This window comes from Paenalcaligenes sp. Me131 (assembly GCF_050487225.1).
Taxonomy (GTDB): Bacteria; Pseudomonadota; Gammaproteobacteria; order Burkholderiales; family Burkholderiaceae_B; genus Paenalcaligenes.
Map to the genome: position 1 here is coordinate 184338 of NZ_JBKQGY010000002.1, position 24697 is coordinate 209034.

The following is a 24697-nucleotide window of genomic DNA, read 5'->3' on the forward strand; positions in this document are numbered from 1 at the left end:
GTTACTCATTAGACAGCGTTGAAGTATCGTTCTGTTGTCTGTTCTGTGAATTCACTACCCTTAATTCAAACCACATGGCATTCAGGATAGAGAACGCACAAGCTAGACTCAAACCCAATATCCAAGAAAAGTACCACATAATACAGCCCTCGCAAATCAATAGGAATGGGGAGCGTTATGCACGCTGTCTGCCGTTACCTTGCCACGCATGACACTGTATACCCAGCTGGTGTATGCAATGATCATTGGTAAGAAGATGCAAGTAACCAACAGCATCACCCATAGAGTGAGATGGCTCGCGGACGCATCGTAGATCGTCAAGCCAGCATCGGGTTGCGATGACGATGGCAGCAAGAAAGGAAACAGCGCGAAACCAAAGGTCAGCACTACCGCAATCACGGATACCGACGAGAAGAACACCGCCCACAGCGAACCACGCGACACGATCAACACCGCAGCTACTGCCGTCAAGACGGCAATAATAGGTGCCAACCACATCCAGCTGTAGAGACTGAAGTTCAGCATCCAACCACCCGCACCAGTCACTTCTACTGTTTTGCTCAATGGGTTAGAGAATGCATCGGATACCAGTGCGGATGTCACAACTTGACCATCCAAACCGTAAGCCACCCACACCCCTGCGCCAATAAAGAGCAGCACCATCAACAGGCCCGTGATTCTGGCACAACGTGTTGCACGCTGCGCAATCACACCGTCTGTTTTCCAAGACAGCACAACGGCACCTTGGAAAGCCAACAGCAAGATACTGACCACACCAGTCAACAAAGCAAAGGGTGTGAACAAACCAAAGAAGCTACCTGTGTACAGTGGACGCAGAGTTTCGGGATCAAAACCAAATGGCACGCCCAACAGCACGTTACCAATCGCCACCCCAAACACCAGCGCTGACACCACACCACTCAAGCACCAGATCGCATCCCAACGGTTACGCCACTGTTGCGACTCCATCTTGCTGCGGTACTTAATCGCTACCGGACGCACAATCAGCGCGACCAACAGCAACAGCATGGCAAGGTAGAAACCTGAGAATGCCATCGCATACAACACGGGCCATGCGGCAAAGATCGCACCACCGCCTAGAATCAACCATACCTGGTTACCTTCCCAGACAGGGCCAATCACGTTGTACAGCACACGTCGTTCATCATCGGTTTTGGCTACGGCTGGCAATAGCATCGCCACACCAATATCCGCCCCGTCCATCACGGCAAACAGTGCCAACAATACGCCTAGCAGCAACCACCAAATAATGCGCAGGGTATCGTAATCAAGCAAAATAAATGAATCCATGGTTATCCCCTTATTACTCCGCGCCTAGCACACTAGTCTGAGGTGTGAGCGGTACATTAGGCTCAGGACTGTGCTCATCTGGACCTTTACGGATAGAGTGCAACATCACCTTGATACCAATCACGGCCAATGTGGTGTACAGACCCATAAAGACAGCCATACTGATTACCAGATCTGTCACGCTCAAGCCCGAGGCGGCGTAGTAAGTAGGCAGTACCCCTTCAATAATCCATGGTTGACGACCAAACTCGGCCACAAACCAACCACACTCAATCGCAACCCATGGCAATGGAATCGTCCATAGCGCCACTTTGAGGAAGCGTTTGCTGTGGGTGATACGGTCTTTGGAAGCCAAGAAGAAAGCCACAGCAAAGAACGCAATAAAGTAGAAACCCAGCGCCACCATGACTCTGAAACTCCAGAACAGCGGTGCTACTTGTGGAACGGTATCCCACGCCGCTTGTGCAATTTGTTCGTCGGTCACTTGCGTCATATCGCTGACATGACGTTTAAGCAGTAAGGCGTAACCTAGGTCTTGCCAGTGCGCATCAAACACGGCACGTGCTTCGCTATCGGTTTTATCAGCACGCACTTTTTGCAACGCGTCATAGGCCAACAAACCATTGCGTATACGTACTTGAGCATGAGCAACCAGGTCGTTGATACCGGCCATTTCGGTACTCAAGGAGCGTGTACCGATAATGCCCATCGCCCATGGAATATCCAGCTCTATAACGTTTTCACGTTTTTCCTGATCAGGAATCGCGAACAGTTTGAAGCTCGCTGGTGCAGGCTCTGTTTCCCACATCGCTTCCATCGCTGCAACTTTCATTTGTTGGTGTTCAGTAGTGAGGTAACCACTTTCGTCACCCAATACAACAACCGACAAAGAAGCGGCCAAACCAAAGCTCGCCGCAACGGTCAGGGATCGACGTGCAATTTCAAGGTGACGTCCGCGCAAAACGTACCAAGCACTTACCCCTACCACAAACGCGGCACCCAACACGTAGCCTGAGCTAACTGTGTGTACAAACTTCGCTTGTGCCACAGGGTTGAACAGCACATCAGCAAAGTTGGTCATTTCCATACGCATGGTTTCAGGATTAAAAATGGCGCCTACTGGGTTTTGCATCCAGCCATTGGCAATCAGAATCCACAGCGCGGAGAAGTTCGCACCAAAAGCAACCAGCCAGGTCACCACCAAGTGGCTCACTTTGGACAACCTATCCCACCCAAAAAAGAACAACCCTACAAACGTCGCTTCCAAAAAGAAGGCCATCAAGCCTTCAATCGCTAACGGTGCACCAAAAATGTCACCTACGTAGTGACTGTAGTACGCCCAGTTCATCCCGAACTGAAACTCCATCACTACCCCGGTTCCCACCCCTAGCGCAAAGTTGATACCAAACAGCTTGCCCCAGAACATGGTCATACGACGCCAAATGGCGTTGCCCGTCATGACGTACACGCTCTCCATAATGGCAAGCAAGAACGATAACCCTAAGGTTAAGGGAACAAAAAGAAAGTGAAACATTGCGGTGGAGGCAAATTGCCACCTCGACAATGACACCACGTCTAAATCAATCATGTTGATCTCCGGATAACTTCACACTTTTGCGGACCTTGCCCACTAGGCCCAACACCTTCTGCACCTTGGAGCCAAGTTTCATCAAGCTCTGCAAGGTTTCTGGCGGCAAGTTCTGGATCTCATCAAACCAGCCCGTAGCCAGCTCTATCAACTCCAACATTGCCGCAATTCGTTGATGTTCGTACTCCTCACGCTCACCGTCTGGTTGCTCCATCAATATGGAACGCAACAGCGTCAGCGTAGGATCAATCTCGCGCTTACGTTTTTCCTCGACCAGGATGCGAAAGATTTCCCAAACATCTTTGGGTGATTCAAAGTAATCCCGGCGATCACCCACTTTGTGGGTCAGTAACACCAGCCGCCAAGACTGCAACTCGTGCAGGCTCATGCTCACGTTAGAACGCGAGATTTTTAAGGTTTCGGCGATTTCTTCTGCGTGCAACGGCTCAGGAGACAAAAACAACAATGCGTAAATCTGCCCTACGGTTCGATTTACGCCCCAGCGCCCACCCATTTCACCGAAATGCAAAATAAAGCGTTCGGCTTGCTGGTCCAATACCATCTGTGACTCCTGAAGTTTCAGTAATTACTGAAATTGCGATAATTACAGAATCATAGCGCTATGCACTAGCCTATTCAAGCCTCAAGCTTTAAATCATTACTTCTCCGCAAGCAGGCAAAGTCCGGCTAAAATACGCGATTAGGGTAGAATTTTGCTATGAGAGCCTTCATCACACCGGATCCAAAACGCGTTATTGCTTCGGCTCAGCGCACATTCGATATAGAGACTCATGCTTTGCAAGCATTGCGAGGCAGGCTGAATGACAACCTCGTCAAAGCGGTAGGCCTGTTGCTGAATTGCAAAGGCAGAGTAGTCGTCACAGGAATTGGCAAATCTGGCCATATTGCGCGGAAAATTGCCGCAACCTTGGCGTCCACTGGCACTCCTGCTTTCTTCATGCATGCGGCAGAAGCCCTGCATGGTGATTTGGGCATGATTACCGAAGACGACTTAGTGATCGCCTTATCGTATTCAGGCAAAGCACAAGAGCTCATCACTGTACTCACTGTGACACGACGCCTAGGCATCAAATTGATTGCCATGACAGGTAACGAGCAGTCCGAATTAGCACAAAGTGCAGACCTGCATCTAGAGGTGCATATAGACCAAGAGGCTTGTCCGCTGAATTTAGCTCCTACTGCCAGCACCACCGCCTGCTTGGTATTGGGTGACGCATTAGCTGTAGCGTGTTTAGAAGCCCGTGGTTTTAGTGCTGAAGATTTTGCGCGCTCGCACCCCGGTGGCGCACTAGGCAAACAACTACTGACCTTTGTGCGCGATGTCATGCGCCAAGGCGACGCACTCCCTATCGTTCATACAGACACTCTGGTTACCGACGCATTGGCTGAAATGTCCGCCAAAGGCATGGGAATGACCATCGTCGTGGATGCCCAGCAGCATCCTGTGGGCATCTTTACGGATGGCGATTTGCGCAGACTGATTGCCAAACAAGGCGACATACGCGAGGCTACGGTTTCGGTAGGTATGACACCCTCGCCGCGCCAGATTCCTGCTCAAGCGCTAGCCATAGAAGCCGCCCGAATGATGGACGATAATCGTATTCATCAAGTACTCATCACAAACCAGCACGGCCAACTGATTGGCGCATTGCATATGCATGACCTGCTGGCTGCGAAGGTGATCTAACATGTCTCAACACTCTCCCCTCACCGCCCCACACCCTGTAGAAGCCTTAATCTTGGCGCGTGTGGATGCATCACTACAGCAACGCCTCAAAGCCATCCGTCTGATGGTGTTTGATGTAGACGGCGTGCTCACGGATGGCCGACTCTGGTATGGCGAACACGGCGAAGCACTAAAAGCTTTCCATGCATTGGATGGGTTAGGCCTGCGCCTACTCAAAGAAAACGGTGTACACGTCGCATTGGTCACAGGCCGACAAGGAGCCATCGTGGCTAGACGTGCCGCCGATCTGGGTATTGCCGAAGTACATCAGGGCATAAGCGACAAGTTGCCAGTGATTCAAGAAATCGCCACCAAAATGGGGCTAAACCTTTCTGAAATCGGCTACATGGGCGACGACATTATTGACTTGATGGCAATGCAACGTGTGGGCTTTGCGGCGAGCGTGCCCAATGCACCTCCCTACATTTCACAAGTTGCCCATTGGGTCGCTGCGCAAGACGGTGGCTCTGGTGCCGTACGTGAGTGCTGTGATCTGATTCTGGCCGCACAAGGCAAACTAGGCGCTTGCTTGCAACCCAGAACCTTCAACACTGCTGGTTCTATTCAGTAAGGCTTAGCATGCGCGAAAAACTGCCTTCACTCGTTGCGATGATACTGCTGACCATTTTGGTCGCAGGCACATGGTGGGCGGCCGACTATACGCACCGTTCTATTGAAGTAGACCCCCCACGACGTTTCACACACGAACCTGATTCGTGGGCAAAGAACTTTATCTTGGTGCGTAGTGACGAAACAGGACGTGCATTAAACCGTCTGGAAGGTGAGCACATGCTGCACTTCCCGGACGACGACTCGTACGAAATTACTAACGCCCGTGCGGTGAGCAACCAAGTAGACTCCCCCATTATCATTGCCACAGCCAACACCGCCATCATGGATCAAGACGGCAGCCGCATTACCTTGGTGGGCGATGCACATGCTCAACGTTTGCCAGATGCCGAGCGCAAGCCCTTGGATGTACAAAGTGAAGTGCTGGTGATTCTGCCTGACGAAGATGTAGTACACACCAAAGAACCCGCCTTGGTCGTGAATGGTAATTCCACCATGCGCGGCACAGGCATGCGCTACAACAACACCACACGTCAGCTTGAGGTGTTTTCCGCCTCAGATGTCAAAATATCAGGCCAAGACCGACAAGAACGTCAGTCTTCCTCCAACCCTTGAAGACCCCTATGATTCCTGCACTTTCTACTCTTACGCAACCTCGCTCACGCCCCTTGCTTTGGTGTGCAGGGATTGTGTTAGCGCTAGGTACTACGATGGCGGCGGCGCAAACCACGCCACCTGTAGAAGAGCCTGACACGCTGATTTTGTCCGACACCCTACACTACGATGACATCAAGCGCGAAAGTGTGTTTGTGGGCAACGTGACCATGACGCGTGGCAATATGACGCTGTCGTCTGATCGCCTAGCCATGCGCGAAGATGCCGACGGTTTTCAATACGGTACCGCCACAGTAGAACAATCGGATCGCGTACATCTACGCCAAGAAAAGCCTGAAAAATTTGAGAACATCAAATCAGAAAGCATACGTGCTGAATACGATGGCAAAACCAAACAACTGATCTTGATAGGCCAAGCCGTGGTCACACGTTATGTATGCGGCCAACCCCAAGACAACATCCGTGGTGAGCGTATTGTGTATCACCAAGATACCGACACCTACGAAGCTTTCGGTGGCCCACAATCCGCCGGCCCCAACCAGCGCGTGCGTTCTGTGACTCGTCACCGTTCCAAATCTGACGCTGCTCTAGCCGATTGCACCAACAAATCCTCCGCTGCTGCCAAACGCTAATCACGTATCATGGAAAACACCGCTTCTACTCCTCATGAGGCCACTGGCCACCTTATCGCCACTGGGCTAAGCAAAACTTACGGCAAACGTACCGTCGTAAAAGATGTGTCCATCACCGTAAACAGCGGTGAAGTGGTAGGTTTGCTAGGACCTAACGGGGCAGGTAAAACCACCAGCTTCTACATGATTGTGGGCATTGTGGCTGCAGACCGTGGCCGTATAGAAATTGACGGCACCCCCATTGCGGCCCTACCCATGCACAAGCGCGCTCAGTTGGGCCTGTCGTACTTGCCTCAAGATGCTTCGGTCTTTAGACGTCTGACGGTTGAGCAAAACATTCGTGCTGTGCTTGAGCTGCAAATCGATCGCCAAACAGGCAAACGCTTTAAAGCAGCTCAGCTCAACGAGCAACTAGAACGCTTGATTGATGAACTGCAAATCAATCACATCCGTACCAACACCGCACTATCCTTGTCCGGTGGTGAACGTAGACGTGTGGAAATTGCGCGTGCTTTGGCTACCCAACCGCGTTTCATCCTGTTAGATGAGCCATTTGCGGGTGTAGACCCTATTGCAGTGATCGAAATCCAGCGTATTGTGCAGTATTTGAAATCCCGTCAAATTGGGGTACTGATTACTGACCACAACGTGCGTGAAACGCTGGGGATCTGTGACCGCGCCTATATTATTAGCGACGGTACAGTGCTCACCAGCGGCCACCCCGACGAGATCATTAATAACGAAGCCGTACGTCAGGTGTACCTGGGTCAGCACTTCAAAATGTAGGTACGGGAAAACACGGATTTTTGACCAGAATCATGCTCAAAGGCGTTGACTTATGTATACTGAAGTCATCGATAACAGATATGGAGAACACGCCTTACCTACTGTCCTTCGCACACGTACGCTGTGCATATTGACCTCACAGGAGAGCTTTATATGAGTCTGAGCATTACCGGTCGCAACGTAGAAATCACTCCAGCCATCCGCGAATACGTGGAAAACAAAATTGGCCGCGTCGGCAAACATTTCGATAGCGTCATAGGCATTCAGGTCGTTCTTTCAGTTGAGCGCGTACAGCACAAAGCCGAGGTTACCCTGCGTCTAGCAGGCAAAGACCTACACAGCGAAGCCGCCGAAGAATCCATGTATGCTGCCATTGATGTACTGGCTGACAAGGTTGAAAGGCAAATCATCAAGGCTAAGGACAAAGTTGGGAATCACGCACACACTCCGCACAAGCGTATGGAATCCGCCTCACTATAAAGTCAGAGTTACTTTATAATCAGTAGGCCTATACACTACTGCATCTACCTAGCCCCGTAACATGGGGCTTTATTATTTCTGCAGTTTCGTATTAAATGGCGCTTAACTCTCATTAATGTGACGGTGCTTACCCGCACTAGTCTCTGTACTGTAAATCATGAACTTACTGTCGCGAATTCTGCCTCCCTCAAATGTTGTACTGGATCTGGTGGCTACCAGCAAAAAGCGCGCATTTGAACAAGCAGGTTTGTTATTCGAAAACAATCAGGGCATTGCCCGTACGGTTGTTTTTCAAAGCCTATTCTCACGCGAACGCCTAGGATCGACCGCGCTGGGTCACAACGTCGCCGTTCCTCATGGCCGTATCAAAGATCTTAAAGAGCCGCTAGCGGCTTTTATTCGTTTATCGGAACCCGTTCGTTTCGATGCCTGCGATGGCCGCACTGCTAGTCTGTTGTTTATTCTGTTGGTTCCCGAAAATGCAACTCAGGTGCACTTGGACTTGCTGGCTGAAATTGCCCGCCTGATGTCCGACCCTGACCTGCGCCACGCGCTGAACACAGAAACGGATCCTGCTGTCATCCACCAACTTCTCACCAGCCATGTGGATAAACCAGACCATGTTGACGATACAGGAACTTGTTAGCGATACCACTGAACGTCTGAATTTTAAATGGCTGGCAGGTGAATTATCCGCCGCCCATATCCTGCTGGATCCCGGCATGGCTGCCGCCGATCTGCTTGGGCACTTGAACTTAATACACCCTGCCCGTATTCAGGTCTTTGGTCTAGAAGAGCTGTCGTACTATCACCGCTTTGATGTAAAGCGACGTCAACACCATCTAGAAGAACTGGCTCAAGGCGGCGTACCTGCCATTATCATTGCCAGCAATGCAACTGCCCCTGAGGACTTGGTGAGTTTTTGCGCACAACACCATGTTCCTCTATTAGCCTCGCCGCTGGATGCTGCTGAGATCATCGACCTACTTCGTGTTTATCTCAACAAGCGTCTGGCTCCCAGCACCATTTTGCATGGCGTATTTCTGGATGTGCTTGGGCTAGGGGTATTAATTACGGGCGAATCCGGTTTAGGGAAAAGCGAGCTCGCACTGGAATTGATTTCCCGTGGACACGGCTTGGTCGCTGATGATGCGGTAGAAGTATTTCGCACAGCCCCTAGCGTGATTGAAGGTCAATGTCCGGCATTGCTGCAAAATCTGCTAGAAGTACGTGGTTTGGGCCTACTTGATATACGCACCATCTTTGGTGAAACATCAGTACGCCGCAAAATGAACCTCAAACTCATTGTGCATTTGATGCGAGCCAACCCTGCGGACTTTGAACGTTTACCTATGCAAGATCGCACTCAATCCATTTTGGGAGTGGATATCTTGCAAGTCATGCTGCAAGTGGCAGCAGGTCGAAACTTGGCTGTGTTAGTAGAAGCTGCTGTACGAAACACTATCCTGAAGATTCGTGGCATTGATACCATGCGTGATTTTATTGAGCGTCAAGCACAGGCCATACAGGAAAGCAGTCAACAGCGTGTAGTATAGAATTGGTATGATAGTTGGGCAGTCCTGGTATAACGCCGGCCTTTTTTTCCTTCTGTATGTCGCTGACCATCCATGCTGAAAGTCGTACTTATCACCGGAATTTCAGGTTCTGGTAAATCCGTTGCCCTACGTTTGCTCGAAGATACGGGCTACACCTGCGTAGACAATTTACCTGTTCCCTTCCTGCAAGAGTTCATCACCCGTTCAGTTGAAACCCAACTGGAGCGTGTCGCTATTGCGATCGACGTACGTGCTCCCGGCGATTTGCACAGCCTACCCGGCATCCTTACCCAGTTACGTAACAGTGGCGTGGCATTGCAAGTCATTTTCTTAGATGCCAACGACCATACGCTGAAACAGCGCTATTCTGAATCTCGCCGCCGTCACCCGCTGACTGATCGCTTGCGTCAAGATAACCAAGCGCCATCATTGCAAGCCTGCATTGATGCCGAGCGCCAAATGATGGCGGCCCTGCGCGAACAAGAACACGTGATAGATACCAGCGATCTAGTCCCAGGGCAATTGCGCGCCTGGGTACGTGATCTGGTGCAAGCCGACCGTGCGTCTGTAGTGCTCACCTTTGAGTCTTTTGCCTACAAACGAGGGGTGCCTGGCGACGCCGATCTGGTATTTGATGTGCGTTGCTTACCCAATCCACACTATGACCCTGAGTTGCGTCACCTGACTGGCCGCGATGAACCCGTTGCGTTATGGCTAGACCGTTTTGGTAGCGTACAAAACATGGTGGATGACATCGCCAGTTTTGTTGAACGCTGGTTACCACTCTACATGCAAGACACGCGTAACTACCTAACGGTAGCCATTGGCTGTACCGGCGGCCAACACCGCTCTGTCTATGTGGTAGAGCAATTAGCCAGACGCTTTGGCCAGCATTCTCCGTTGTTAGTGCGCCATCGCAACCAACCCCCCATCAATCCGGTGCCATGACACGTAGCAAATTATTCTTCGTTCTTTTACTTAGTGCCATCCTGGCTGGATGCGGCACGACAAGCAAACGAGGCGGTGGTTATTATCAAAATGATGGCCCTGATGTTAACCCGCCCAAAAACCTGCAATCTATTCCCAATGCGCAACCCCGCATTGAGCGGCATGCCCCCGCCAACATGCGCCCCTACACGGTAATGGGTAAACAATATGTGCCCATGACTGGCGACCAGCCTTTTAGGCAAACGGGCACCGCTTCATGGTATGGCAAGCAGTTCCATGGCCGCAAAACAGCAAATGGCGAAATTTACGACATGTACGCCATGACAGCTGCTCACCCTACGCTGCCCCTACCCAGCTACGCCAAAGTTACTCGCCCCCAAACGGGGCAAAGCGTCATCGTACGGATCAACGACAGAGGCCCCTTTCATGGTGGGCGAATTATTGACCTGTCTTATGTTGCAGCCACCAAGCTGGGGCTTATAGGGCCCGGTAGTGGTGCTGTGATCGTCGAGGCCATTACCCACGATGACATACGCACCGGCGCCTATGCACAAGGCAGCCCCACGCCTGTCACCACACAAAGCCCCGCCACACTACAGCCTGCTCAACATGAGTACCAAAACGCATCCACGGGCAAGCTCACCCCTATCAGTGAAAACAGTGGCGTGCCGCAGGTATATCTACAATTCGGTGCTTTTTCCGCGCAGCAAAGTGCCAATTCGCTGGTGGATCATCTGAATCAAAAAATTAGCAGTGTGGAGTTCCGTGAAGCGCACGTAGCGCCAGCCAATGATTTGTACCGCGTACAAATAGGCCCTTACAACAGCCGTACTGAAGCGCTGGATGCCGGTCGCCGCATTGAGCAAGAAACCGGCATTGTGTCCAGTTTAGCGATACGCTAACTAACCCTGTTCTTTTAAGCGTAATGCGTAGTCGTACAGCGCATCACGCTTATACGAACTAGCTTGCCCTGCCAGCTTCACCACATCCTTCACGGACAACTGCGTCAACAATACGCGCATCCATTGCTGCGTCACTTCATCGATATCGGACTCTTCGGCAGCGCTTACCTGAGCGTTCGCATGCACGACCAAGACAAACTCACCTTGCTCATGGTGACTATCTGCATCTAGCCAGGCTTCTACCTCAGCCAATACTAGCGTGTGTACTTGCTCAAAACGCTTTGTCAGCTCACGCGCCACGCTCACCTGACGATCAGGACCGTACACCTCTAGCATATCCAGCAAAGTGGCACGCAGACGGTGCGGGCCTTCAAACATGAGCACGGGACCCTCAAATCTATCCCATTGCTGCAACCATTTACGTCTAGCCATTGTTTTAGGCGGAACAAAACCAGCAAAGGCAAAAGAGGGGTTTTCGTCAGTCGTGACACCCGTTGCCATCAATGCGGTAATCACCGCAGAAGGGCCCGGTAACGGCAATACCCTATAACCCGCCTCGCGCACCTTTCGCACTATACGCGAGCCAGGATCACTCACTGCTGGCGCGCCCGCATCGGACACCAAGGCCACGCGCTGGCCGGCCTCTAGTTTTGCCACAATTTGCTGAGCAGCTTGCTCTTCGTTATGACGGTGCGCAGCCATCAATGGCGTATCCACACCCCACGCTTGCAACAATGGGCGGGTTGAACGTGTGTCTTCGGCGGCAATCACATCACAACGACGTAAGGCTTGCCATGCTCGCAAGCTCATGTCGGTCAAATTACCTATAGGCGTGGCTACTACGTACAAGCAGGATTCAGGCCAAGACTGCTCTTCCGTACGTTGCAGCAGGCTCTGAACTGTCACACCCATGCCCTGCTCTATCTTGATCTCATCCATACTACGTTGTCACCTTCTCAAATTATCCTTCACCATGAGCCAGCCACTTACCCCTGCCGCTCTAGCACGTCTTGCTCAACGTCGCATACTACAACGACGTACCCGCGCCGCGACTCAACCTAAGCACCCTCAGCAATCCCCTACGCAACGTGTGGGACAGCGCTATGAAGAGCGTGCCGCACAGTATTTACGCAAGCAAGGCCTATGCATACTGGCTCACAATATCTCTAGCCCTTTCGGGGAAATAGACCTCATCGCTACAGATCAACACACACTGGTGTTTGTTGAAGTTCGCTATCGCCATCACACGCACTTTGACGGCGCAGCCGCCAGTGTAAACCGAAGCAAACAACAACGTATCCGCCTATCTGCATCTTTCCTACTTTCCCAGCTTTGCCTACAACATTTCGGTGGAAAACAGCCACCTTGCCGCTTCGACGTGGTCGCTTTTACAGGCGCTGAGCTGCTTTGGATTCCTGATGCTTTTACATAAGGTTGCGATTTTTTGCACTTTCACGCTATAACCAGTAGAAACCGCCCCCACTCTATACTAGAGCACGCCCCATTATGCAGGCAGAAGTGTCATAATCGTGGGAACCGATGCTACGGCATTCACCTCAATTCTTGATCATGCGATAATCAACATCATGGATCTGATCGCTAAAATGACCCAGCACTTCGACGATTCTGCCGAAGCGCTTTATCTCAGTGCCCAGGAGCTCACCGAGCCACTGGCTGCCACTGTTGAACTTTTATTCGCCACCCTTACCAACAGCGGCAAAGTACTTGCTTGTGGTAATGGTGGGTCGGCAGCTGATGCCCAGCATTTTATTGCTGAATTGGTAGGGCGCTTTGAACGCGATCGCCTGCCATTGGCGGGTATTGCCCTAAACACCGACACCTCTATTCTGACTGCTGTGGGTAACGATTACGGCTTTGACGCTGTATTCGAACGCCAAGTCGCGGCCCTTGGGCAAACCGGCGATATTCTGGTGGCTATTTCCACCAGTGGTAACTCAGAAAACGTGATGCGTGCTATTCAGGTTGCCCACGAGCGTGATCTGGTCGTGATTGCCCTCACCGGTAAAGGTGGTGGCAAAATCGGCAAGATGCTGCGTGACACCGATATTCACCTGTGTGTTCCACACGAACGCACCATGCGTATTCAAGAAGTACACATGCTCATGTTGCATGCCATGTGTGATGGTATTGATGCGCTCCTACTCGGAGATGTTGAATAATGTTTTTTTCTGTTCGTACTACCCGCCTCTCTCTTATCGCTCTAGGTTTGGCTGGCAGCATCACACTGAGTGGTTGCGCTGCTATTGCCGTAGGTGGCGTTGCCGCTACAACAGCTACCGTAGCAACCGACAGACGTACAGCAGGCGAGCAGGTTGAAGACCAGAGCATTGAAATGAAAGCGGGTGCCGAAGCCCGCAAACTGGTTGGCGAACAGGATGCACGCATCAACACCAACTCTTACGCTGGGCATGTCTTGTTGGTAGGCGATGTACCTACCGAAGAACTGCGCCAGCAAGCTGAATCCAACATCGGCAAAGTGGCTAAAGTACGCAAGGTATACAACTACCTGCGCGTCGGTGACGTCACTTCGCTCAGCGTACGCTCAAACGACAGCTGGCTCACCACCAAAGTGCGTACTGCCTTGATCAACACCAAAGAAGTGCCTAGCCGCACTATCAGCGTCACTACCGAGCGTGGCGTGGTGTACCTGCAAGGTAAAGTCACCACCACCGAAGGCGAGCGCGCTGCCTTGGCAGCCGCCAGTGTAGAGGGCGTGAACAAAGTTGTTAAACTGTTTGAATACGTCAGCCCTGCTAGCGTGCAGAAAGAACAGAACCAAACCGACACAAACAACGCTAACACCAGTAACAATACCTCTACTTCACCCGCCTCATCCGGCTCACCGGATAACGGCCCTGTCGCGATGCCTGTTCAATGAGCAAGTTGTTTTCATTACTGTCTAAGTTAATGCTGGTAGGCGTGCTAGGTTTTCTAGCCGCCTGTGGTGACTCTAGCTCTGACTCCAGTGCTAAAGCCCCTGATGTTACCTTCCACACACTGGAGGGTAACGATATCAGTATGGCGTCCCTACAAGGTAAAGTAGTACTGGTGAAATTTTGGGCCACTGACTGCACTACCTGCGTCGCGCAAATGCCCGACACCAGCCAATACGCCACTGACTATGCCGATCAAGGCTTTGAAGTCATTGGCGTCGCCATGAAGCACGATCCCGAAGAATACGTACGCAACTTCACCAGCACACGCCAGCTCCCCTTTACGGTTGCGCGCGATGCCGATGGCAACATCGCCAAAGCCTTTGGCGACGTACGCTTAACCCCTACGGCTTTCCTAATTGATAAAAAAGGGAACATCCTGCGGCGTTATGTGGGAAATTACGACAAGCAAACCTTTATCAATACCCTTGAAAAAGCACTTGCCAGTTAAAATTTCCGTCATTTGGTAGTACAGTATTCATTCAGACCCCGGGAAGCGTTAGCGCCCGGGTTTTCTTTCATCTTTGCATGTGAACACCGAGATGACCACTTCCAGCGAATCACCTAGTTCCTCCCCCACCATTAAAGCGGAAGTTCTTTCCGAGGCCCTGCCCTATATCCGTCGATTCCACGGTAAAACGGTAGTGATTAAGTACGGCGGCAACGCTATGACCGAAGAGGCATTGCAGCGCAGTTTTGCGCACGATGTGGTGCTGCTGAAGCTAGTTGGCCTGAATCCTATAGTGATCCATGGTGGTGGCCCACAAATTAACAATGCCTTAAAACGCGTAGGCAAAGAAGGCAGCTTTATTCAAGGTATGCGCGTCACCGATGCTGAAACCATGGAAGTGGTGGAATGGGTGCTGGGTGGACAGGTACAACAAGACATCGTCATGATGATCAACGAAGCTGGCGGTAAAGCGGTGGGCTTAACCGGTAAAGACGGCTGCTTGATCCAAGTGAAGAAGAAATACCTGCCAGATGCCAACGACCCTGAAAACATGATAGATATTGGTTTTGTGGGCGACATTACTCGCATCGAACCCGCAGTAGTCAAAGCGTTGCAAGACGATCAATTCATCCCTGTGATCTCGTCTATTGGCTACGGCGAAGACGGTCGTGCCTACAACATCAACGCAGACGTTGTCGCCGGCAAGATGGCTGAAGTACTGGGTGCAGAAAAGCTGATTATGCTGACCAACACTCCCGGTGTTCTGAACAAAAATGGTGAGTTGCTGCGTCGTTTGTCTGCACAAACTATTGATGAGCTATTCCAAGACGGTACGATTTCCGGTGGTATGCTGCCAAAAATCTCATCCGCTCTGGATGCCGCTCGTAATGGTGTGAACTCTGTACACGTAATTGATGGTCGTGTGCCGCACTGCTTGCTGTTGGAAATCCTCACCGATCGTGGTGTAGGTACCATGATTAGCGCGCACTAATGCTGCATCCTCCGCAACGCCCGCTGCGTACGCGCAGTGGGCGGCATTATCCGCAAACCTCGGCTCCACATACTGTCTGGCTCTTTGATCTGGACAACACCCTGCACAATGCCTCACACGGCATCTTCCAAGCCATTGACCGCAGCATGACCGAAGCCGTGGCTGAGTTCGTGCAAGTAGACATGCACGAGGCCAATGCTCTACGTCAAAAATATTGGAAGCGTTACGGTGCCACAATGATTGGTCTGCATAGACATCATGGTGTAGATGCCCAAGCCTTCTTGCACCGTAGTCATGACTTTGATTTGCTGCCACTGCTGTCGGCTGAGGGTGACATCATCCATCAGCTCAATCGCTTGCCTGGCCGAAAAATAGTGCTCACTAACGCACCCGAGCATTACGCACGCGAAGTCTTACAGCTAGTGGGTATGCAATCACTGTTTGATGAGATTTGGGCCATTGAGCATATGCAATTGCAAGGCCGTTTTAGACCCAAGCCTTCACTGGCACTGATGCAGCAGCTACAAGCCCGTTTTGCGGTACCCGCCGAGCAGTTTGTTCTAGTAGAAGATACGTTGCGTAATCTGAAAAGCGCCAAGCAGTTGGGTATGCAAACCGTGCACATTTTTAACCCCGGTACACCGCACTCGGCACTGCACCGTGGTAGAAATAGTTATGTGGATTTACGTATTCACAGCATACGAGATTTAGCTCAACGCCATCGCAAGCTGAAATTAGTGGAATACGGCAGCCGTTAATCAGGCTGCCCGCATACCTCGCAGCCCGGATCTTGTTGGAAGCGTATGCTGTGCCATTTGGCCGTCAACGCATCAAAGCTCAGCAAACGCCCTACCAGCGGCTCTCCGAACTCACCTAACACTTTCAGTGCCTCAGCGGCTTGCATACAGCCTATAGTGCCTACAACAGGCCCAAACACCCCTGTAGTTGCACAACGCAGTTCCTCTACGTCATCCGCCTCAGGAAACAAGCAGCTATAGCAAGGTGCCGTGGGTTGGCGCAAATCGTACACGCTGATCTGGCCTGAGAATCGTATGCCTGCTCCCGATACCAGCGGTTTACGGTGGCGTAAGCAACTACGATTGATAGCATGACGCGTTGCGAAGTTATCAGTGCAGTCCAGCACCACATCAGCCGCCATCACCAACGGCCGCAAAGCGTCTTCATCTAGGCGCTGGCATACCGTATTAATCGTAATAGATGGGTTCAAGGCATTCAGGCTGAGCTTGGCAGACTCTGCCTTGTGCATGCCTATGCGATCGGTGGTGTGCAGAATTTGACGCTGCAGGTTACTGAGCTCTACCTCGTCGTCATCCACTAGGGTTAGGGTGCCCACACCTGCTGCAGCCAAATAAAAAGCTGCAGGTGAGCCCAGCCCACCAGCCCCCACGATGAGGGCATGCGAAGACACTATACGTTCCTGCGCTTCCACGCCAAATTCATTTAAGAGAATATGGCGTGCATAGCGCATCAAATGCTGATCGTTCATCGCTAGCTCAGCTTAAGGCTTGGCAGGCTCTAGTCCGTGCGGTGTGACTTTAAACCGCTCTGCTCCATCACTGTTGCGTGTCGGCGCTACTCTTTTTTTTTGAGCATCATCTGACCCTGCTTCGGTCGCAGTTTCCACTACTGTGCTGGGGTCTGATTTTTTCACCTCACGGCCTTCCAGATAGTTAACTGCTTGCATCAACTGGAAGTCGTCATCACCACCGAACTCAAACATTTTGGGCTCAGCCACGTATTCTTCCGTGTCTTTCTGCTCATCTTCGTTGTCGCCGTTTTCATTATGAAAATGACGCTGCAAATCAGCTTCACGTGGCAAACGGAACAAGTTACCTTGAGCGGTATCATCTACCAAAATATCAGGCTCTACACCTGTCACCTGAATGCTGCGGCCTTCTGGTGTGTAGTACAACGCGGTAGTCAGTTTGATACCAGAGTCTTCGCCCAAAGGCAGTACGCTTTGTACAGAGCCCTTACCAAAGGATCTGCCACCCAAAATGGTCGCGCGCTTGTGATCTTGCAATGCACCCGCCACAATCTCAGACGCCGACGCAGAACCTGCATTCACCAACACAACGATTGGGATTTCACGTAACCAACCCAGTGAGCGCAAGGCTTCTGGATCGCCACGCAAATCACTCAATACCGATGCCATAGGCTTAGCAAAGTATTCGCGGTTAGACGATGGAATACGGCCTTTGGTAGACACCACCAATTTGCCAGGCTCAACAAAGGCTGAGGTCACGCCAATCGCGCTTTCCAACAAACCACCGGGGTCATTACGCAAATCAAGCACCAGACCACGAGGTGTAGAACCTTCACTCAAAGTACGCAACTGGCGAACCAAATCGGCAGCGGTACGCTCTTGAAACTGTGCAATACGCACATACATCAAGTCGTTATCCAGCTTTTTACCACGCACACTTTGTACTTTGATCAGATCGCGAACAATGGTGATGTCTATAGGCTTATCTTGCCCAGCACGTTGAATCGTTAATTTCACAGAGCTTTGTGGCTCGCCGCGCATCATTTTGACGGCATCGTTCAAGCTCATGTCTTTGGTTGGCTTACCATCAATCTGCGTGATGATATCGCCTGCCATGATGCCTGCTTTCGCTGCTGGGGAGTCTTCAATAGGAGAGATCACCTTAGGACGACCATCTTCGCTACCGATTTCAATACCCAAGCCACCAAAACCACCCTGCGTCATGTTTTCCATCTCTTGGAATGCTTCGGCATCCAAGTAGGTGGAGTGAGGGTCTAGTTCGGAGAACATGCCACGGATCGCATCGCCGATCAGTTCTTGATCGGAGACGGGCTCTACGTAGCTGCTTTTAATTGCTGAAAACACATTGGCGAACTGTTGCAGTTCACGCAATGGTAGCGGCTCACCTCTTTGGGCCACTGCACTGACGGTTAGGCTGATCAGCACCCCACCCAATGCACCTAAGCCTATTAATCCAATTCCGCGAAGCCTGCGATTAGCCATGTATTTCCTGTAATCTCGAATTATTTAGTAGTGCCCTAAGAGGCAGTACCCGTACTATTTTAAAGGTTGAGCAACAGACACTTCCTGCGTAGTGGTAAAGAATACCGCCATCTGCCTAGCCCCGCAACCATAGTTGCGGGTTAACGGGCTGCCCGTTTTGACGGATTTCAAAATAAAGACCAGGCTCAACTTGCCCGCCTGTAGCACCTACTCGCGCCACCTCTTCACCAGCGCCCACCACATCACCTACTTGCTTCAACAAGCTTTGATTATGCCCATAAACGGTAAGCAAACCATTACCGTGATCAATAATTAACAAATTACCGTAGCCATTTAGCCAGTTGGCGTATACCACCTGTCCTGCGCCTACGCTTTTCACCGCACGGCCTTGGTCTGCACGAATCATAATGCCGCGCCATTTACCCCCACCATCGGGCCTATCTACACCAAAGCGCCCTTGCACTGTACCTTGCACAGGCATAGGCAACCCTTTGGATAACCCATTGAAGCCTCCGCTAGGCACTTCACGTATAGGGGTAGAAGGTGCAGGAGTAGGTTCAGGCGGTGCTGCACGCACCACTTCACGTACTGGAGGAGGCGCTGGCGGCGGCGTAGTCACCGTCGCGGTGGACTCCGTGATGCGTATGCGCTCACGTGGCGTTTCTGTCGCGTCTACGGCCACCACACCATCGCTAGGGCGAACTTGCACTACCTGCAACGGTTCACGAGCCTGCTCTGCACGACGTCGTTCTTCGGCCAACCGTATTTCTTCTGCACGTCTAGCAGCCACTTCGCGTGCTTGGCGATCTGCAGCCTGTTGACGGGCTGCCGCCTCGGCTGCTTCTCGGCGTTGACGCTCAGCGGCTTCGCGGCGTCGCTGCTCAGCCTGTCTGGCTAACTCAGCTTGTCTAGCAATTTCCACATCTAAGCCGCTAATCAGCCTGCCCAGACGCTCATCATTATTTTGCAGGCGCGACGCTTGCCCACGCTGTTGGTTCAGCTCTGTCTGTACTCGCGCCAAGACTTGGCTGCGTTCAGTTTGCTGAGCCACTAACTCTTCTTTCTTTTTCTCGCTTTCTTCGCTGAGCTGAGCCAACTCACGCTGCGATAACTGCACGTTCGCTTTCAACCGTTCTAGGTTACGCAACGTTGCGTGCAAGGCTTGAATTTTCTCTGCCTGCGCTTGTGAGACATACGACAAGTAGCCTAGCTCTCGCTGTATAGCCTGAGGGTCGTCCCCCGACAACAACGCAGCCCAGGGCGATAAGCCACTGGCATACATGGCACGTAACTGCTCGGCCAGTTCTTGCTGTCGTTGATCACGCAGTTTTTCTTGCTCACTGGTTTGTGCCTGCAACTCGCTTAGGTGGTTTTGCACCTGTTTGGAGCGTTGCTCTAATTCCAGTAAACGTCTATCCGTATCGGAGATAGCACTTTCGGTAGTACGCAGCGCCTGAGCTGCGTCTTGGCGGGAGGTTTCCGCCTTCTCGATATTTCGCTGTAGCGATTGTATGCGCTGGCGTAGCTCTTGCTGCTGCTGTCTCGCCTCATTTTGTCGGGACTGTAAGTCTTCTGCCCCCACCGCTAGCGGGGAAGCAGCCAATAATGACCACAGCAAGAGCACGCCACGACGCATATTATTTCGCCTTACCCTGAGCAGCTACGGCTTGCATTTGTGCCGCAATCGCTTCTTCGTCGCCCAGATAGGAATGACGAATAGGCTTCAGGTTTTCGTCCAGCTCATAAACCAGAGGTTGGCCTGTAGGGATGTTCAGGTTAACGATTTCGTCTTCAGACACGTTATCCAAGTACTTGATCAACGCGCGCAGGCTGTTACCGTGAGCCGTCACCAGTACGCGACGACCTGCACGAATAGCAGGAGCAATGGAATCGTTCCAGAAGGGAACCACACGCTCTACGGTTGTCTCTAAGCATTCTGTAGCGGGCAATTGCTCTGCTGTCAGACGGCTGTAACGTGGGTCAAAACGTGGGTGACGAGGATCATCTTCAGCCACTGGTTCAGGGCCGATAGAATAAGCGCGACGCCAGATATGTACTTGCTCTTCACCGTACTTTTCTGCAGTTTCTGCTTTATTTAAACCCTGCAACGCGCCATAATGACGCTCGTTCAAGCGCCAACTCATGCCTACGGGCGTGTACATCGCATCCATGGTATCCAGAACGATCCACAGAGTACGGATGGCGCGTTTGAGCACTGAGCAGAATGCGATGTCGAACTCATAGCCATTGGCTTTGAGCAACTCGCCCGCTTGACGGGCTTGTTCACGACCGGCTTCAGTCAAGTCCACATCTGTCCAACCAGTAAAACGGTTCTCCAGATTCCACTGGCTCTCGCCATGACGCATCAATACAAGTTTATACATGGTAAAAATACAGCCTCTAAGTTAAAAATTGCTGTCCATTTTATAATTAAACCCTTCAACCATTCATTTCCGGCTTTCATCAGGATTTATCGTGGAATTCTTATACAGTCAAAACAATCTGCTAATTTTAGTCGTTGCCGTGTTATCCGGCATCATGCTTCTATTACCAGCCTTCACTAAAAACCGTAATGGCCGCCCTATTGGCCCCTCTGAAGCCGTTGCTCAGATGAACCAGCACGATGCAGTGATCATCGACATCCGCTCTGCTGACCTGTTCAAAGCCGCTCATATTGCGCAAGCGCAAAACGTTCAACTGGCTGATTTGGAAAGCCGCAGCAATCACTTTGCTAAAGATAAGCCTATTGTAGTGGTATGCGAGCAAGGCCGCACCTCTTCTAAGGCTGTTGCAACTTTGCGTAAACTGGGTTTTGATAAGGTATTTAGCTTGGATAAAGGCCTACAAGGCTGGATTGAAGCTGGCTTGCCTGTGCGCAAGTCCTAACACTTTTTTACGCTTGTTGACACTATCATGGCAAAAGTTCTTATGTATAGCACCGCCGTCTGCCCTTACTGCGTACGGGCCGAGATGCTGCTTAAACAGCGCGGTGTCGAACACATTGAAAAAATCCTGATCGATCGTGATCCTGAACAACGCTCCATCATGATGGAACGCACCGGACGTCGTACCGTTCCCCAAATTTACATTAACGATACTCATGTGGGTGGCTATGATGATTTAGCAGCCTTGGATCGAGCTGGCGAACTGGTGCCGCTGCTGGAATCCTAATTACTTAACGGTATCTGTAACTATCACTTTTTCTGGAGCCCTCATGTCCGAACAGAACACACCCGAAAACAATGCTGGCGCAGCCTCTAACGAACAAGCTGTGCAACCTAGTTTCAGCCTGCAACGCACCTACGTGAAAGACCTTTCACTGGAAATGCCAAATGCACCACAGATCTTCTTGGAGCAAGAAGCCCCTAACGTTGAAGTTGAACTGAAAGTAGGCGCTCAGCGTTTGGCTGAAAGCATTTTCGAAACCTCTGTCACGGCTACGGTTACCACCCGTATTCAGGGCAAAGTGCTGTACCTGATCGAAGCAACACAATCCGGTATTTTTGAAGCCGCCAACATCCCTGCGGAGCAGTTGGATCCGCTGCTGGGCATCGTATGCCCAACTATGCTGTACCCCTACCTGCGCGCTACAGTCGCTGATGCAATCACTCGCACCACACTGCCAGCCTTGCACCTGACTGAAGTGAACTTCCAGCAGATGTACGAGCAACGCGTAGCCGAAGCTCAACAGCAAGCTGCTTCCGAAGCACAAAACCAACCCATCCAGTAAATCGGATGCACAGTTCTGCGCCCCCACGCGTCAGCGTACTAGGAGCCGGTAGTTACGGCACGGCATTAGCCGTGCTGTGTCACGCCAACGCTCCTACTATGCTTTGGGCACGCGATACAGCCAGCGTCGCTGAGATCAACCAGCAACATAGCCTGCAACGCTATCTGCCGGATATACAGCTACCCGATGGCTTATCGGCCACAGCATCGCTGGAAACAGCCATGCAACACGCCCTAGGTAACGATGACAGCCCAGCTTTCATCATTCTGGGTGTACCGGTGGCAGGTTTGGCGCAGATCTGTACCCAACTGTCGGCTTTCTTACCACGCACACGTCAACACCCTGTGCATTTGGTACATATCTGTAAAGGCTTTGATGCGCAAAGTGGCGATCTGCCACACGTCATTGCTGAGCAACACACCCCTCACCACGACTGGCTACACCACGGTGTGCTTTCAGGCCCTTCCTTTGCGATAGAAGTCGCTAATGGCTTACCTGTAGCACTGACCATTGCCAGCGACAACCCTGACCTCATGCACTGCGCCGTCAGCTTGCTGCATGGTACGCAAGCGCGTATTTACAGTAGTCACGATGTCATTGGCGTGGAAGTAGGTGGTGCACTCAAAAACATTATTGCCATTGCCTGCGGCATAGGCGATGGTTTGGGCCAAGGCGCTAATGCGAGAGCCGCCTTGATCACTCGAGGCCTAGCCGAAATCCAACGTCTAGGCGTAGGGTTAGGTGGTTTACCCGAGACATTCCAAGGTTTAACGGGTTTAGGTGACCTCGTGCTGTCTTCCACCAGCGATCTGTCTAGAAACAGACGCGTGGGTTTGGCCATAGGCCGAGGCGAAGACCTGCAGAAAATATTAAGTTCCGGCATGACTGCCGAAGGTGTACGCTGCGCTGAAGCCGCTCGTACCATCGCTTTGCGCTTGAATGTACACGCCCCCATTACCGAGGCCGTGTATCAAGTACTGCAACAAGGCTTGCCCCCTCGTCAGGCGGTACAAACCTTGTTAACTCGAGATCCGCGCAAAGAAAGCGCGTAACTAGACGTCGTATTCCACTTCCAGCGTTTGCCCTACTTCAATGAATGGGCTTTCGCTGGCTTGATACAACGCCATATTGATACCAAACAATATCCCTGCCGCTGAGCGTCTAGAACTCACCAGTGCTTTACCTGGTTGATCGCCCACCTCGGCCGTTTCAGGATTCACGTTCGGCAACGGACAACGAGTGCAGTTTTTGAGGCGCGCAAAATAATGCCCGCCACCTTGTAAGCTTTGTACGTAGTCTTCCTCATACGCATCCAAGCCTTGCACCACAATATTCGGTCTAAAACGGTTGATGCGTATATCGCTACCTTGCTGCAAGCGTATCTCGCCATTCAACTCATCCAACGAGCTTTCATTGCAAATCAGAAAAGGAAAGCCATCGGCAAAACCGAACATCCCTTTCTGTAAGAATTCCGCGCTTTCACCTGACCTATCGGCCCACTTACGCGACCATGTCGCACTCACCGCTCTATGCGCTGTAGGATGCACACGCAATAACCTACACGACATACCCAAAAAGGTAGACAACCACTCAGCAACAGCATCACCTTCGTCTTGACCGCGTGTCCAATCAGCCCAAATTTGCACATCCACGATGGGAGGCTGCTCTACACGCTGCAGACTTACCAGAATATCTGGCATGCCAGGTGCTTGCAGACGCATGTGTTCGGCTTCGATAGTGGGTTGTATTAAGGCCATGCGTGGAATGGTGCGTTGGGTCATCTTTTCACCTTCAGCATTGACCATCACCCATTGCCTATCCCACTCCAACCCAGAAGGCGAAATAGCGCTACGCGTCAATGTGACTGCTGCGCAAGATTTAATGGGATAACTGTATAACGCACTAATACGAACACTCATGGCCTATTCCACCCAGAAAAGCATCATTCTTTACACTGCACCTTCGTAACCCAGCTGTCGCCATGCCTCAAACACAGTCACCGCAACGGCATTAGAAAGATTCAAACTACGCTGCTCTGGACGCATAGGCAATCGCAAACGTTGTTCTGTTGCAAAGAGCGCCATTTGCTCGGCATTCATCCCGGCAGTCTCACAACCAAACACAAACACATCGCCAGCCTTAAACACGGGCTTATTCAGGGTTTGGCCTTTAGTGGTCAATGCAAAGCAACGATCAGGACTCGCCCCTATGGCTTCCAGTGCGGCAGGTAAGTTTTCATGTACTTTGACCTGTGCCCACTCGTGATAATCCAGCCCCGCACGTTTTAGTTTGCGATCTTCAAGCGCAAACCCCAGCGGTTTAACCAAGTGCAATTGGGCGCCAGTATTAGCAGCCAAACGAATGACATTGCCCGTGTTGGGCGGGATTTCCGGAGAAACCAGAATAATGTGGAACATAACAACCTG

The 24697-nt window shown here is 51.5% G+C and carries 31 protein-coding genes; 20 read left to right on the forward strand and 11 right to left on the reverse strand.

The window, feature by feature from the left end:
• Position 1: 1 nt before the first annotated feature.
• From cydX to ACLPHM_RS09020, 4 genes are read right to left on the reverse strand one after another with little or no spacing between them, the layout of a single operon-like run.
• Positions 2-139, reverse strand: a complete 138-nt coding sequence (gene cydX, locus ACLPHM_RS09005; protein WP_430220904.1) for a cytochrome bd-I oxidase subunit CydX — start codon at positions 137-139, stop codon at positions 2-4.
• Positions 140-156: 17 nt separating this feature from the next.
• Positions 157-1311, reverse strand: coding sequence for a cytochrome d ubiquinol oxidase subunit II (gene cydB / locus ACLPHM_RS09010; protein WP_430220905.1), 1155 nt, complete (start codon positions 1309-1311; stop codon positions 157-159).
• A 13-nt stretch (positions 1312-1324) separates the two neighbouring features.
• A complete protein-coding gene (locus tag ACLPHM_RS09015; RefSeq protein WP_430220906.1) occupies positions 1325-2899 on the reverse strand; it encodes a cytochrome ubiquinol oxidase subunit I in 1575 nt (524 codons plus the stop codon).
• Positions 2892-3461, reverse strand: a complete 570-nt coding sequence (locus tag ACLPHM_RS09020; RefSeq protein ID WP_430220907.1) for a GbsR/MarR family transcriptional regulator — start codon at positions 3459-3461, stop codon at positions 2892-2894. Before ACLPHM_RS09020 ends, ACLPHM_RS09015 begins: the two co-directional genes overlap by 8 nt.
• Positions 3462-3617: 156 nt before the next feature.
• On the opposite strand from ACLPHM_RS09020, the gene ACLPHM_RS09025 reads away from it, so the two are divergent.
• From ACLPHM_RS09025 to ACLPHM_RS09070, 10 genes are all read left to right on the forward strand, one after another.
• Positions 3618-4607 carry a KpsF/GutQ family sugar-phosphate isomerase gene (locus ACLPHM_RS09025; RefSeq protein ID WP_430220908.1) on the forward strand — a complete coding sequence of 330 codons (990 nt, stop codon included), beginning with the start codon at positions 3618-3620 and terminating at the stop codon, positions 4605-4607.
• A 1-nt stretch (position 4608) separates the two neighbouring features.
• Positions 4609-5217, forward strand: a complete 609-nt coding sequence (locus ACLPHM_RS09030; protein WP_430220909.1) for a KdsC family phosphatase — start codon at positions 4609-4611, stop codon at positions 5215-5217.
• An 8-nt stretch (positions 5218-5225) separates the two neighbouring features.
• Complete coding sequence (gene lptC / locus ACLPHM_RS09035; protein ID WP_430220910.1) at positions 5226-5831, forward strand: LPS export ABC transporter periplasmic protein LptC; 606 nt, start codon at positions 5226-5228, stop codon at positions 5829-5831.
• A gap of 8 nt (positions 5832-5839) precedes the next feature.
• Positions 5840-6463, forward strand: a complete 624-nt coding sequence (gene lptA / locus ACLPHM_RS09040) for a lipopolysaccharide transport periplasmic protein LptA (protein WP_430220911.1) — start codon at positions 5840-5842, stop codon at positions 6461-6463.
• Between the two features lie 9 nt (positions 6464-6472).
• Entirely contained in the window at positions 6473-7249 is a 777-nt protein-coding gene (gene lptB, locus ACLPHM_RS09045; protein WP_430220912.1) for an LPS export ABC transporter ATP-binding protein, read from the forward strand.
• Positions 7250-7402: 153 nt separating this feature from the next.
• Entirely contained in the window at positions 7403-7729 is a 327-nt protein-coding gene (gene hpf / locus ACLPHM_RS09050; protein WP_135863082.1) for a ribosome hibernation-promoting factor, HPF/YfiA family, read from the forward strand.
• Positions 7730-7886: 157 nt separating this feature from the next.
• Positions 7887-8375, forward strand: coding sequence for a PTS sugar transporter subunit IIA (locus tag ACLPHM_RS09055; protein WP_135863084.1), 489 nt, complete (start codon positions 7887-7889; stop codon positions 8373-8375).
• Complete coding sequence (hprK, locus tag ACLPHM_RS09060) at positions 8350-9285, forward strand: HPr(Ser) kinase/phosphatase (RefSeq protein WP_430220914.1); 936 nt, start codon at positions 8350-8352, stop codon at positions 9283-9285. Before ACLPHM_RS09055 ends, hprK begins: the two co-directional genes overlap by 26 nt.
• A gap of 72 nt (positions 9286-9357) precedes the next feature.
• Positions 9358-10233 (forward strand): RNase adapter RapZ, encoded by an 876-nt coding sequence (rapZ, locus tag ACLPHM_RS09065; RefSeq protein ID WP_430220915.1) that lies wholly within the window; start codon positions 9358-9360, stop codon positions 10231-10233.
• Positions 10230-11135, forward strand: coding sequence for a septal ring lytic transglycosylase RlpA family protein (locus ACLPHM_RS09070; protein ID WP_430220916.1), 906 nt, complete (start codon positions 10230-10232; stop codon positions 11133-11135). The genes rapZ and ACLPHM_RS09070 overlap by 4 nt, the downstream gene beginning before the upstream one ends.
• Here ACLPHM_RS09070 and rsmI read toward each other — a convergent pair whose 3' ends face one another.
• Complete coding sequence (rsmI, locus tag ACLPHM_RS09075; RefSeq protein ID WP_430220917.1) at positions 11136-12074, reverse strand: 16S rRNA (cytidine(1402)-2'-O)-methyltransferase; 939 nt, start codon at positions 12072-12074, stop codon at positions 11136-11138.
• A gap of 34 nt (positions 12075-12108) precedes the next feature.
• Here rsmI and ACLPHM_RS09080 point away from each other — a divergent pair, with 34 nt between their 5' ends.
• From ACLPHM_RS09080 to ACLPHM_RS09105, 6 genes are all read left to right on the forward strand, one after another.
• Positions 12109-12567: a YraN family protein gene (locus tag ACLPHM_RS09080; protein ID WP_430220918.1), complete on the forward strand. Its 459-nt coding sequence runs from the start codon at positions 12109-12111 to the stop codon at positions 12565-12567.
• 154 nt (positions 12568-12721) lie between these two features.
• Positions 12722-13315, forward strand: coding sequence for a phosphoheptose isomerase (locus ACLPHM_RS09085; RefSeq protein WP_430220919.1), 594 nt, complete (start codon positions 12722-12724; stop codon positions 13313-13315).
• Positions 13315-14034: a BON domain-containing protein gene (locus ACLPHM_RS09090; protein WP_430220920.1), complete on the forward strand. Its 720-nt coding sequence runs from the start codon at positions 13315-13317 to the stop codon at positions 14032-14034. Before ACLPHM_RS09085 ends, ACLPHM_RS09090 begins: the two co-directional genes overlap by 1 nt.
• A complete protein-coding gene (locus tag ACLPHM_RS09095; protein WP_430220921.1) occupies positions 14031-14540 on the forward strand; it encodes a peroxiredoxin family protein in 510 nt (169 codons plus the stop codon). Before ACLPHM_RS09090 ends, ACLPHM_RS09095 begins: the two co-directional genes overlap by 4 nt.
• A gap of 91 nt (positions 14541-14631) precedes the next feature.
• Positions 14632-15531, forward strand: coding sequence for an acetylglutamate kinase (argB, locus tag ACLPHM_RS09100; RefSeq protein ID WP_430220922.1), 900 nt, complete (start codon positions 14632-14634; stop codon positions 15529-15531).
• Positions 15531-16289 carry a pyrimidine 5'-nucleotidase gene (locus tag ACLPHM_RS09105; protein WP_430220923.1) on the forward strand — a complete coding sequence of 253 codons (759 nt, stop codon included), beginning with the start codon at positions 15531-15533 and terminating at the stop codon, positions 16287-16289. The genes argB and ACLPHM_RS09105 overlap by 1 nt, the downstream gene beginning before the upstream one ends.
• Here the strand turns inward: ACLPHM_RS09105 and ACLPHM_RS09110 are convergent.
• The 4 genes from ACLPHM_RS09110 to gpmA form a co-directional block, all read right to left on the reverse strand.
• Positions 16286-17038 carry a HesA/MoeB/ThiF family protein gene (locus ACLPHM_RS09110; protein WP_430220924.1) on the reverse strand — a complete coding sequence of 251 codons (753 nt, stop codon included), beginning with the start codon at positions 17036-17038 and terminating at the stop codon, positions 16286-16288. The genes ACLPHM_RS09105 and ACLPHM_RS09110 overlap by 4 nt on opposite strands.
• Before the next feature lie 12 nt (positions 17039-17050).
• Positions 17051-18541, reverse strand: a complete 1491-nt coding sequence (locus tag ACLPHM_RS09115; RefSeq protein ID WP_430220925.1) for a S41 family peptidase — start codon at positions 18539-18541, stop codon at positions 17051-17053.
• A gap of 115 nt (positions 18542-18656) precedes the next feature.
• The gene (locus ACLPHM_RS09120) at positions 18657-20177 is read right to left on the reverse strand and encodes a murein hydrolase activator EnvC family protein (protein WP_430220926.1); all 1521 of its coding nucleotides are present in this window, start codon (positions 20175-20177) and stop codon (positions 18657-18659) included.
• Between the two features lies 1 nt (position 20178).
• Complete coding sequence (gpmA, locus tag ACLPHM_RS09125; RefSeq protein ID WP_430220927.1) at positions 20179-20925, reverse strand: 2,3-diphosphoglycerate-dependent phosphoglycerate mutase; 747 nt, start codon at positions 20923-20925, stop codon at positions 20179-20181.
• A gap of 91 nt (positions 20926-21016) precedes the next feature.
• On the opposite strand from gpmA, the gene ACLPHM_RS09130 reads away from it, so the two are divergent.
• The 4 genes from ACLPHM_RS09130 to ACLPHM_RS09145 are packed head-to-tail and all read left to right on the forward strand — an operon-like array spanning position 21017 to position 23323.
• Positions 21017-21427 (forward strand): rhodanese-like domain-containing protein, encoded by a 411-nt coding sequence (locus tag ACLPHM_RS09130; protein ID WP_430220928.1) that lies wholly within the window; start codon positions 21017-21019, stop codon positions 21425-21427.
• A gap of 27 nt (positions 21428-21454) precedes the next feature.
• Positions 21455-21712, forward strand: coding sequence for a glutaredoxin 3 (gene grxC, locus ACLPHM_RS09135; protein WP_135867043.1), 258 nt, complete (start codon positions 21455-21457; stop codon positions 21710-21712).
• A 43-nt stretch (positions 21713-21755) separates the two neighbouring features.
• Positions 21756-22271 carry a protein-export chaperone SecB gene (gene secB, locus ACLPHM_RS09140; protein WP_430220929.1) on the forward strand — a complete coding sequence of 172 codons (516 nt, stop codon included), beginning with the start codon at positions 21756-21758 and terminating at the stop codon, positions 22269-22271.
• A gap of 5 nt (positions 22272-22276) precedes the next feature.
• On the forward strand, positions 22277-23323 hold the full coding sequence (locus ACLPHM_RS09145) for an NAD(P)H-dependent glycerol-3-phosphate dehydrogenase (RefSeq protein ID WP_430220930.1): 1047 nt from the start codon (positions 22277-22279) through the stop codon (positions 23321-23323).
• Here the strand turns inward: ACLPHM_RS09145 and ACLPHM_RS09150 are convergent, their stop codons facing one another.
• Positions 23324-24190, reverse strand: a complete 867-nt coding sequence (locus ACLPHM_RS09150) for an MOSC domain-containing protein (RefSeq protein WP_430220931.1) — start codon at positions 24188-24190, stop codon at positions 23324-23326. It abuts the gene before it with no gap.
• Positions 24191-24220: 30 nt separating this feature from the next.
• A complete protein-coding gene (locus tag ACLPHM_RS09155) occupies positions 24221-24688 on the reverse strand; it encodes a tRNA (cytidine(34)-2'-O)-methyltransferase (protein ID WP_430220932.1) in 468 nt (155 codons plus the stop codon).
• Positions 24689-24697 lie beyond the last annotated feature (9 nt).